This window comes from Candidatus Thermoplasmatota archaeon (genome assembly GCA_038884455.1).
In the GTDB taxonomy this organism is placed as follows: Archaea; Thermoplasmatota; E2; order DHVEG-1; family DHVEG-1; genus JAWABU01.
Genome location: JAWABU010000055.1, coordinates 1 through 8142, shown reverse-complemented (window position 1 = coordinate 8142; position 8142 = coordinate 1). Strand labels below are relative to the sequence as shown.

Below are 8142 nucleotides of genomic sequence, written 5' to 3'. Positions count from 1 at the left end.
CGGTGAATGTGTGGAACATCCCGGGCTTTCTTGATAATTTTTCATAGGTCAGCATCTCTACATCCCATCCGATGTAGAATATATATGCTAGGGGTTAAAAATTGCTATTTCGCAAGAGGTCTATTTCCTCGAGGTTCTCATCTCCAGGAAAGGGTATCTACCTCTATTTTTTGCGAACCATATTTTTTTACATTACGTACTTTTTGTACAACGCCGTCCGCCGGATTTGAACCGGCGACCGTTCGGTTAACAGCCGAATGCTCCACCGGACTGAGCTAGGACGGCACATCAACAGATTTGTAAACGGACAAGACAATAGAATTTCCTATTAAAACATTTTGTAAAAGGATAGAGAATAAATCTTTATATATCCTTGTGTTGTTTTTCACTACTCATGAATTACAAACAAATTGGACAAAAAGTGCTCATCCGTCTTGATTCTGGTGAAGAAATCATCGAAAACCTTCGGCAGATCTGTAAAGAACTCAACATCAGATGTGGTACCATCTATGGTATTGGTGCTACAAACAAGGTTCATATGGGGCTTTTAAATCTAAAAACTAAAAAATACCAAACGCAGGAATTTACGGGAGATTATGAAATTATACCACTTATGGGAAATATCTCAACGATGAACGGAGAGATATACCTCCATATTCATATTAACATTTGTAACGCCAAACACGAATCCTTTGGTGGCCATCTCACGTCAGCTATTGTCAGTGCAACTTGTGAACTTACTATAGAAATTATCGATGCACAAGTTATTAGAAAATACGATGATAATATCGGCATTAACCAATTAACCTTTCAATAAAAGCGATTTTTTCCTCAAAGGCTCTTGGTATCTTTTTATTTCGTTTCCTTGCTGTAGAATTTTTGATGAAAATCTTAGTGAAAACAGAAGGAGTACACTGGCAATAGCAACAGTAAGGATATAAAAAGATATTGAAGCGATTGGTTTTTTTTGTAAAAAATATCCTGCAGACGCAGCGACAAGCATAATACTAAAGATAAGTAAAGAAACACAATATAACAGAAGAATATCTGATTTTTTTCCGACAAATTTTACACCGAGGGGCACAGAAATAGCAACACCCATAATATATGAAAAAGAAAAAAGCCAACATAACAAGATAATATGATGTATTCCGATAAAAAGAGAAATATACGCAAGAAATGGAATCGAGGCGATATAACAAACAGCCATTGTTAAAACCTTTCCATAAACAATAGCCTTATTTTCTAGTGGAAGATGCCGAAGGATCCACATCGTTTTCTCCTCGGTTAAAAAGAGATTTAAAGCAGGGAAAACTGAAGTATAAATTACCATGATGTACACACCAAGAAAGACGAACATTAGTGGAAGTATATTTCCGGTAATTTTTTGAAGCTCTTCGGGTATAAAAATATCGGTTCCATATATCGAGAGATATCCTGAAAAGACACCGGTTGAAATAGATGCTAGCACAAAACTTGCAAGTAAACGTTCACGCCAGAGTATAGTTAATTCTCGATGACATAACGAAGAAACAACTGAACGGATACGTGCTTGTGATTGTTCTTTTATTCGATCTTTTCTTGGAACAAACAGATATGAATCTTGTGATCGGCGGAGCGTCCAAAGAAAATAGAGTAATACACCAGGTGTTGTTATACTGATTGCAAGAAAATTTTGTGAAATCCAGTAATGTAATAATACAATTCCAAGTAATACTAAACGCTCACGGTACGGTGAATAGAATTGAAGAACCATCATTGATCCCATCATTGTTGCTAAAAAGATACCTATGCAGAAAAATACATACTCTTGAGGGTACATAATGTTGATACCTAACATGCGAAGAACTAGAAGGTACAATAATGAAAGGCTTATCCAAATAAAAAAATTTGTACTTAATATTGCTAGAAAGATTTCACCAACTATATGTCCTTGTTTCGAAGATGTTGATAACGCATAAGCAACATTATGTGCTTTGATAAAATATGTATACATATCAGCCGCTGATTTGATAAAGAAAATAAAAAAAAGTGCAAAAAAAACTTCTTCAATGCGTACTAGAACTCTTGTTTTTACAATAAAGAAGGTCAACACGGCGAACAAAACAATTGAACCAACCATCATAAAAAAAAAGAACAGATATAAAAATGGAGAGGAGCGGATATTTCTGATGACGTTACGAACGTTGTTGCAGATTAATAACTGTGTTGTTTCGAACATTTTTTTCCTCTTTACATGCAAAATATGCATTCTCGATGCTACCATACTGCTCGAGAATTTTTGCGGTTGTACCTGCAAGAACAATACGACCATGCATAAGCATATATACAGTATCAGACGTTTGTTCGACGAGTTGGGTTGAATGTGTTGCGATTACCGTTGTTCCTTTTCTTTTTTGAATAAATTCTTCGATTGTCTTTGATGTTGACGGATCAAGTCCGTAAACAGGTTCATCAAGGAGCAGATTTTTCGGATTATGCATTATCGCTGTAATCAAAGAAATTTTCTGTTTCATGCCTTTTGAATATCCACCTAGTTCAAAATCCAAATGATCAGCTATTCCAATTAATTCAGATAAATTGGTAATGATCTGTTGTGCATTTTGTAACCTTCGTAACGATGCAATGTAAAATAAAAACTCCCGACCGGTAATACGATCGTAGAGTTCTGGTATTTCAGGGAGATATCCGAGGTTTTCTCGTGCCTTAATCGAATCAGTTACAATCGAATATGAATCAACGTAGATTGAACCTTGGTCAAATGGGAGTATATTTGCGCAAATTTTTAACAGAGTACTCTTTCCTGCTCCATTTTCTCCCATAATAGCAGTGACTTGTTGGTCATCAAATCTACACGAGATATTGTTCAACGCAAGTATTTTCCCGTATCGTTTATATAAATTCTCAACAATAATCATATTTGCAGTGAGGTAATTTGTCGTATATTAAAAAAGATACTGTTATGTTTTTTTTCGGGTACTTGTATTGACGATATATAAACCAAATAAAACTAGAAATCCACCCACTAAAAACAGCATGGTTATTTGTTCATTAAAAAATAATGCGCTGATCATTGTTGATACCACAGGAGTAAAATATAAAAAAACACTGATTTCTGATGCAGTTTTCATATCTAAAGCGATGTACCATAAAACATATCCGATTACGGTCGGAAAAAGTGCTAAAAAAAGAACTACCCCCCATCCAGCTAGAGGCATGATACTTATTTCATCAATTAACGATGTACTTACTAAGGGAATTAATCCAAGAAAGCCAAATAAAAATACATATGCTGTTAATGACAATGCAGAATATCTGGCGAGGAGTTTTTTCCCTCCGATTGTATATCCTGCTCCAACAACTGCAGCAACTAAAACAGCACCAGCAGCAAGAACGTAGTTGATTTCTAGAGATGCATCTGCGGTACCAAATAATGAAATAATAATAACACCACTTAAAGAAAAGAGAATACCACTGAGAAGTTTAAATGAAATGTTTTCCTTAAGAAATAGTGCAGCAAACATTACAACAAAAATTGGAATTGTGGCAATTATCAGACTTGCGGCACTAGCGGAAATCAAAGTTTCCCCGTAGTTTAATCCAAGATGATAAACGACCACCCCAAAAAAACCAAGGAGGAAAAACCTTGGAATGTCAACTATATCTATTTTTGAAAAACATCTTGGTTTAATAATCATCATAAATAAAAAAATGATGCAAACAAAAAAAAGCCGCATGATGGTCAAATTGATTGGGGATAAATATTGTAAACCAATTTTAATAAACGGAAAAGCACATGCCCAAAAAATAATTGGAAGGATGATAATAATATAGAAATAGCTATGAAGAACATTTTTTTGCTGACTACCAATCATGTTATTATTCATACTTTGCATTCGGCAAAGGTGAAGCTCATTTAAAGTATTCGTTCCACCAAAAAATACGTATATACATGTGCATACGCGGCTGCATATACCTGCTTTTGAATATGTACCTGACGATATACCTGGGAACATAGCAGATTATCTACAGGAGAAAATCATTTATTAACAATGTAGTACATCCTGTTATCGATAGAATGGAAAATGGGATGTCAAAAGAAAATAAACAATTAGTTTCACCAGAATTAATCCGTCCGTTAGCAATTCGTGCATTACGGAGAAGTAATGTTCGAAAGAAAATTGCCGAGTATCTCTTTGATATTAGTCCTAGTTACAGTTACACCTCAGAGATAGCATATCATGTTCGGACAACGCCATCGAATGTTATCGGTGCCATACGAGGAATGGATACTCGATATAAAGAAGAAGAGTCACTTCTTTATTTAAACATCATCGAAGAAAAAAATTGTGGAAATGGAAGTATCCGATTGTATGGAATTACTGATTTTGGTAAAGAAATGCTAAGAACGATAAAAGATCATCGCTGAGAACATTAAATTTTTTCCTGTTGTTGTATTATACATATCATTTGTTCATATGAAGAAACACATGAGTGCACATGATTTTTTGTCTCTCCTTTCGTATTATATTGAGTGTATCCAACAAGAACAATTGTTATCGGTCGTTTTACCAAAATCAAAAGAAGGAAAACAATTTGTTTCACTGCCGTTAACTTACGAGTTACTTTCCTGTGAAACTGCAGTTCAAGTTCCTTTATCGCATTCTGGAGCCCTTGAGCAATTTTTAGTAACAAATCCGACAAAAACATCGCATAAAAAACTGTGTTTCAGTTTTCCTGTTTTCGATGATACTAAAGAAAATATATATCCGTTAATCATGATCCCTCTCTCATGGGAAAAAAAGGGGACAACCTTTGAGTTGTATCCTGATTTAAAACAGATTGAGTTTAATTTTTCGATACTTTTCCGCTGCGGTCTTGAAATCGAGGAAATAAATGAAATACGAACTGTGTTTGATCCTACAGATCCATACAAAACAGTTACACAAATATTGGAGAAATTTACATCCTCTGTGCAATCGGTTTTTCATAATTCTGTCCAAAAACAGAAAATAAATGTTCTAACCAAGGGTATACTTTTTTATATTGAGAAAACCAATTTTACCCACAGTCTTCTCATCGAACTCCAAAGACTCAAAAATATTCCTTTTTCGAAATGTGAAGATAGTATACTCAATGTCCTTATTAATCCATTGGAAAACCGAGGACCTTGTCAGATAAATCATGACGATTTACTTGAAATATATCCATTAAATCCTTCACAAGAACAAGCAGTATCTGCAGCTTTAACACAACCTTTTACTGTTATAACTGGCCCTCCAGGAACCGGAAAATCTCAAGTTGTTCTGAATATCATAGCAAATGCAGTATGGTCAGGAAAAAAAGTTCTCTTTGCTAGTAAAAACAACAAAGCCGTTGATGTTATCACTGAAAAACTCAGACCTTTGATTCGTTTGCCAGTCATTATGCGAATGGGTGCTGAGCAGCACCGTCAGCAAACAAGAATCGATATTTCTGATATGTTTCAAGAGGTGCCCTCGTCTATCTTAAAAATAGATATTTCAGAAATAACTCATGAATTTCGTAACATTGTTGGGAAAATAAGATGCTTACAAGAACAACTCAATACTATGATTGAAATAAATAAAAATATTGACAAAATGCAATCAGATATTAATCTGCAATTGAAAAATGTTCCAGAATATATTGTTTCCTTATATTATCAAGAGATCCAGCAAAATCTAAACAATAGTTCCTTTCACAAATTATTACTGAAGATTGTCCAAAAACGTACCTCCACAGGGCTATACAAATTTGGAAATTTGTTTTCAAAATTGTTTTCGTATAAAAATAATATTTTACTCAACGAGCTGCATGTATATTTTTCTCGATCACTTCAAGAAGTCATCGTTTCCAAATTACAAAACAAAGCGATCAAGCAGGAAGAATTGTTTGAATGGCTTCGAGCAATTTATCAAAGTATACTTTTTCAAAACAAAATTGATCAACTCAACAAAAAACTTAAGAAATTACCGCCTGCTGAAAATCTCAGAAGACAGATTTTTGAATTACAACAAAAGAAGATACAGCAGTCTCGTCTTCTTTTCGAACATACTTGGATTTCAAAAATACATTTAACAGGATTCGACGATAGGGATGCACTTCAAAAATTTTTTGAAACAGGGGCCGAACTTCAGAAGTACATCCCTGATCTAAAAATCTGGAAAAAGCTTGATGTACAATGGAAAAGAAATTTTGTTCAAATATTACCATTTCTTCCAGTTTGGATCACAACCAATCTTTCTGTCAAAAATAGTATACCTTTCCATAATAATCTTTTTGATCTTGTAATCATCGATGAAGCATCACAATGTGATATTGTTTCGGCGATACCCCTATTATTTAGAGCAAAACAGGCAGTTATCATAGGTGATCCTCAACAACTTCGTCATATATCGTTGTTGACTAGTTCTTTTGATGAAAATCTTGCTTCTCAGCATCATATCAACTCAATATATAATTATGTCTCCTATACTCAGTGTTCTCTCTATGATCTAGCAGAAAAATTAGCTTTGTTTCGAGGTCAATCTCCTATTCTTCTCAATGAGCACTATCGATGTCATCGTGATATTATTACGTTTTCAAACAATTATTTCTATCAACAAAAGTTAGCGATTCATACAAACCATGATTCTCTTATCACCACTGATTATCATATCCATGGTGTACTTTGGACTGACACTCCTGGAAATACTATTAGATCGTATAGCTCTTATAATCTTGAAGAAATCGACGCTGTCATCGATCTTCTTCAGCGGTTACAAGATAAACACAGTGGAAAACAGGTTTCAATTGGGGTCGTAACACTATTTCGAGCTCAAATGGAACTTATTGAAGAAAAATTAAAACTGTTGCAGATAAAATATTCGATGCCAATAACTGTTGGTACAGCACATCGATTTCAAGGTGATGAAAAAGATATTATAATTTTTTCTCCTGCCATATCAACCGGTGCGTACCCTGGTACACTACAATGGATAGAAACGACGCGGCAGCTTATCAACGTTGCCATTTCACGGGCTAAAAGTTTACTCATCATAGTTGGCGATCAAAAGATGTGTCAACAAACCAAAGGCATTCTGAAAGAACTTGCAGATTATGTACACGACGTACAGCAAGAAACTTCAATAACCTTTTCCTCTTCAGTTGAAGAAGTGTTTTATGACGCTGCAAGAAAAAACGGATTGCGCCTCGTCCCAAGGTATCATGTTCATTTGTCGAATAATCATATATATACAGTTGACTTTGTTTTGTTTACAGGAAATCAAAAATATGTGATTTGGATCGATAAAAATCCACGAAGTAATATCATCGATACTGTCCTTAGACAAGATGATTGGCAAGTACGATATTACACAACTTCAGATATTACTAAGGATCTTGTTTCAGTTATTGAGTCTGTTAAAAGACTCTGTTGATTTGGGATTCGGTAGTGATATGAACTTGAGGGTCATTGATTATTGAATTGAGATAACTGTGAAAGTGATAATAATTTTTTTACCAGCAAAAGGATGGTTGAAATCTAACGTGATATTCTCATCGGTCAGTTTAATTACAGTAGCATAGTATGTTTTTCCTGACGGTGCATCAACTTTGATCCGTGCACCGATTCCAATATTTGATGCGTTTTGAAAATATGTTTTTGGCACGTCCATGATGAGATCATCTCGATATGATCCAAAAGTTTCTGCCGGATCAAGAGTAATTGTTTTTGTTTCTCCTTCTTTCATATCTTTTAAACTACTCTCCAAACTTGGAAAGAATTTTCCTTCACCAACAACAATTTCAAGGGTATTTCCAGCGTTATTTTCAAAACATTGTTCTCCTGTTTCAAGTTTTGCTTCACAAACAATACTAACCTTATCTCCCTGTTTCACCACTTTCATTTTTTTACCTTCTCTTATTTTTCAACAAAAAAAACGCAAATACTGTATGTGCATCCTTTTTGCTTTATTGTTGCATCTTTTCAAGTTATATAAAGATTTGCTTGTTGATGGCTACATCCCGAAATGAATCCATAAATTCAGCATAACGTCTCATTTTGCTGTGAGAATCACGCACAGCAAACAGAAAAAATCATAATTCAACAAGCTTTTTTACAGATTTTTTCAACAAAACCAT

The 8142-nt window shown here is 34.5% G+C and carries 7 protein-coding genes and 1 tRNA gene; 3 read left to right on the top strand and 5 right to left on the bottom strand.

Annotated features, from left to right (window positions below; all coding sequences use genetic code 11):
- Positions 1–211 precede the first annotated feature (211 nt).
- A tRNA-Asn gene (locus tag QXL17_08120) sits at positions 212–285 on the bottom strand.
- A 109-nt stretch (positions 286–394) separates the two neighbouring features.
- Here QXL17_08120 and QXL17_08115 point away from each other — a divergent pair.
- A complete protein-coding gene (locus QXL17_08115) occupies positions 395–817 on the top strand; it encodes a DNA-binding protein (GenBank protein ID MEM4259093.1) in 423 nt (140 codons plus the stop codon).
- Here the strand turns inward: QXL17_08115 and QXL17_08110 are convergent.
- The 3 genes from QXL17_08110 to QXL17_08100 are packed head-to-tail and all read right to left on the bottom strand — an operon-like array spanning position 803 to position 3887.
- Positions 803–2221 carry a hypothetical protein gene (locus QXL17_08110; protein MEM4259092.1) on the bottom strand — a complete coding sequence of 473 codons (1419 nt, stop codon included), beginning with the start codon at positions 2219–2221 and terminating at the stop codon, positions 803–805. The two genes, QXL17_08115 and QXL17_08110, sit on opposite strands and share 15 nt — an antisense overlap.
- The gene (locus QXL17_08105; GenBank protein ID MEM4259091.1) at positions 2178–2918 is read right to left on the bottom strand and encodes an ABC transporter ATP-binding protein; all 741 of its coding nucleotides are present in this window, start codon (positions 2916–2918) and stop codon (positions 2178–2180) included. Before QXL17_08105 ends, QXL17_08110 begins: the two co-directional genes overlap by 44 nt.
- Before the next feature lie 42 nt (positions 2919–2960).
- Positions 2961–3887: a DMT family transporter gene (locus QXL17_08100; GenBank protein MEM4259090.1), complete on the bottom strand. Its 927-nt coding sequence runs from the start codon at positions 3885–3887 to the stop codon at positions 2961–2963.
- Positions 3888–4090: 203 nt separating this feature from the next.
- On the opposite strand from QXL17_08100, the gene QXL17_08095 reads away from it, so the two are divergent.
- Together QXL17_08095 and QXL17_08090 are read left to right on the top strand one after the other, a co-directional pair.
- Positions 4091–4429, top strand: a complete 339-nt coding sequence (locus tag QXL17_08095) for an archaellum operon transcriptional activator EarA family protein (GenBank protein MEM4259089.1) — start codon at positions 4091–4093, stop codon at positions 4427–4429.
- Positions 4430–4478: 49 nt separating this feature from the next.
- Positions 4479–7439 (top strand): AAA domain-containing protein, encoded by a 2961-nt coding sequence (locus tag QXL17_08090; protein MEM4259088.1) that lies wholly within the window; start codon positions 4479–4481, stop codon positions 7437–7439.
- 39 nt (positions 7440–7478) lie between these two features.
- On the opposite strand, the gene QXL17_08085 is transcribed toward QXL17_08090, so the two are convergent.
- Positions 7479–7907: an FKBP-type peptidyl-prolyl cis-trans isomerase gene (locus QXL17_08085; GenBank protein ID MEM4259087.1), complete on the bottom strand. Its 429-nt coding sequence runs from the start codon at positions 7905–7907 to the stop codon at positions 7479–7481.
- Positions 7908–8142 lie beyond the last annotated feature (235 nt).

Coding starts and splice junctions, on each gene's coding strand:
- QXL17_08115 (MEM4259093.1), top strand. CDS start 395: ATGAATTACAAACAAATTGGACAAAAAGTGCTCATCCGTCTTGATTCT.
- QXL17_08110 (MEM4259092.1), bottom strand. CDS start 2,221: ATGTTCGAAACAACACAGTTATTAATCTGCAACAACGTTCGTAACGTC.
- QXL17_08105 (MEM4259091.1), bottom strand. CDS start 2,918: ATGATTATTGTTGAGAATTTATATAAACGATACGGGAAAATACTTGCG.
- QXL17_08100 (MEM4259090.1), bottom strand. CDS start 3,887: ATGAATAATAACATGATTGGTAGTCAGCAAAAAAATGTTCTTCATAGC.
- QXL17_08095 (MEM4259089.1), top strand. CDS start 4,091: ATGTCAAAAGAAAATAAACAATTAGTTTCACCAGAATTAATCCGTCCG.
- QXL17_08090 (MEM4259088.1), top strand. CDS start 4,479: ATGAAGAAACACATGAGTGCACATGATTTTTTGTCTCTCCTTTCGTAT.
- QXL17_08085 (MEM4259087.1), bottom strand. CDS start 7,907: ATGAAAGTGGTGAAACAGGGAGATAAGGTTAGTATTGTTTGTGAAGCA.